Consider the following 2,236-nt stretch of genomic DNA (forward strand, 5'->3'; position numbering starts at 1 on the left):
GACGGCCCCTACAAAGCCGACCACTACCGCTACTGAGCCCTCGCTCGCCGAGCGTGAAGCTGTTGCGAGATTTTGGCAAGAAATTCGCAGCAGTTTCACGCTCGACGCCGAAATCGTCAGGACAAAGGGGAGGCGTGTGGCCCTCAACACTGTCGCACTCGAGCTGGTACCACCGAACATCGACGGCGGGCGCGAGCGGGCATCCGAAGAAGCACGCAAAGTGGCGCGGTACTGCAGCGATTCTGGGCTCGACGGGCAGATTCGGCACGTGATGATTCCCGGCATCATCGCCGAGGACGACGACCGGCCGGTCCCGATCCAACGCAAGCTGGACGTGCTCGACTTCTGGTCGATGATCGAGCCGGAATTACCCGGCGTTCACGGGCTGTGCACCCAAGTCACCGCCTTCATGGACAAGTCGTCGCTGAGTAGCCGCGTCGCCGCCTTGTGCGGAGCAGGAATGGAGGGCGTGGTGTTCGTCGGCGTCCCGCGCACGATGAACGACGGCGAGGGTGCCGGCGTCGCGCCCACCGACGCGCTCTCGATTTATCGGCACCTGGTACCCAACCGCGGCGCAATCCTGATTCCGACACGCGAGGGCGAGCACGGCCGTTTTTCGTTCAAGTGCGACCGCGGCGCCACGTACGGCATGACGCAGTTGTTGTATTCCGACGCGATCGTGGAGTTCCTCGCCGAGTTCGCGAAGGACAGCGATCATCGGCCCGAAGTTCTGCTCTCGTTCGGTTTCGTGCCCAAGATCGAAGCCGGCGTGGGCCTGATCGATTGGCTGATCCAGGATCCCGGGAACTCCACGGTGGCCGACGAGCAGGCCTTCGTCAGGAAGCTGGCCGGCAGCGAACCCGCAGAAAAGCGCCGACTCGCCGTCGATCTGTACAAGCGTGTGATCGATGGCGTCGTCGATCTCGGCTTCCCGCTGAGCATCCACCTGGAAGCCACCTACGGGGTGTCGGGGCCGGCATTCGAGACGTTCGCCGAGATGCTCGCATACTGGTCACCCCGGGCAAACGCAGGCGATCTCTGAATAATCGCTGCGCTGAGCGAGCGAATGTGATTACTTTTTAACTGCGGTGTAATTCCAATCCGGCTGCCACCAGCAGCGATTCAATTCAGCCCGTGTTTTCCGCCGTCGCCGACCTCACACCCTTATGTCACGGCGGGTCAATTGCGCGCGAAATTGCACACGTGCACAGTGTCTTCGGTAATTCTCAGGAATGTCGGTGGCTGAGCGCTTTACGAAAAATGCCAGCTTCCTCTGAGGCGGGTTCCAGAAAGGCTACTTAAGCTCAGGAATTGTGCCTACATTTAACGTAAACACTGTGGACTGGGATGAACTGTATGACGGCAACGCCTCATACGCGCCGGGAAATCCTGGCTGGAATATCGGCGAATTTCAGCCAGCTCTCGCCGCGCTGGAACGACAAGGGCTTTTCGTGGGGCCTGTGCTCGATTCCGGCTGCGGCGTGGGAACTGCCTCGTTGGCATTGGCCGAAAGGGGTTATGACGTCGTCGGGTTGGATCGGTCCGCCAGCGCCATTGAGCAGGCGAAGAAAGCGGCAGCGGAACGCGGCCTCGCTGCGACGTTCGAGGTGGCCGACCTGAGCAAATCAACCGGCTATGAAAAGTACTTCAACACGGTCATAGACGGGCTGGTGTTCCACTGTCTACCCGAAGGGCTCAGGCATGCTTACGTGGAATCCAGTGCGCGGGCACTGAAGCCGGGCGGCAACTTCTTTGCCCTCGTGTTCGCCACCGAGGCGTTCCCACCCGGGGCCGACTTCGGCCCGCGCCCGTTCACCCACCACCAATTGGAAAGCATCGTCGGCAAGCATCTCTTCGTTGACGACATCCGGCCCGCGCGCGCGTGGATCAATGTCCCGACTGTCTTGCCGGAAGGTTTCGAATACCGCAACGTGATCATCGGACACGACGGCCGGGCGCAGCTGCCGTCCTGGCTTGTGAGTGCCCACCGCCCGGGATAACGGCGGGCCGCACGACGCGACGGTCGTATCGCAACGGGAGACGTTGGCGCGAGACAGCGCAGGCAATCGCGCCAACGTCTCCCGGTTATTCACGTGTGGCGTCACGGTGTGGCTGGATCGAAAAGTTGATTAGAAGGATGGCATTGTGAGCGAGAAGGATCGGCTGTTTACCAGTGAGTCGGTGACGGAAGGGCATCCCGACAAGATCTGTGATGCGATCAGCGACTCGGTTCTGG

3 protein-coding genes are annotated in these 2,236 nt (G+C 61.1%); all 3 read left to right on the forward strand.

Going from position 1 to position 2,236, the window contains the following annotated elements; genetic code table 11:
• Window positions 1–136: 136 nt before the first annotated feature.
• Window positions 137–1,042 carry a mycobacterial-type methylenetetrahydrofolate reductase gene (locus tag A5673_RS12700; protein WP_068232272.1) on the forward strand — a complete coding sequence of 302 codons (906 nt, stop codon included), beginning with the start codon at window positions 137–139 and terminating at the stop codon, window positions 1,040–1,042.
• A 271-nt stretch (window positions 1,043–1,313) separates the two neighbouring features.
• Complete coding sequence (locus A5673_RS12705; protein WP_068232275.1) at window positions 1,314–2,000, forward strand: class I SAM-dependent methyltransferase; 687 nt, start codon at window positions 1,314–1,316, stop codon at window positions 1,998–2,000.
• 145 nt (window positions 2,001–2,145) lie between these two features.
• Window positions 2,146–2,236 (forward strand): S-adenosylmethionine synthetase N-terminal domain-containing protein (locus A5673_RS28375; RefSeq protein ID WP_156748147.1); only part of this gene is annotated, 91 nt, incomplete at its 3' end.

The organism is Mycobacterium sp. E3198, from assembly GCF_001667015.1.
Classification (GTDB): domain Bacteria; phylum Actinomycetota; class Actinomycetes; order Mycobacteriales; family Mycobacteriaceae; genus Mycobacterium.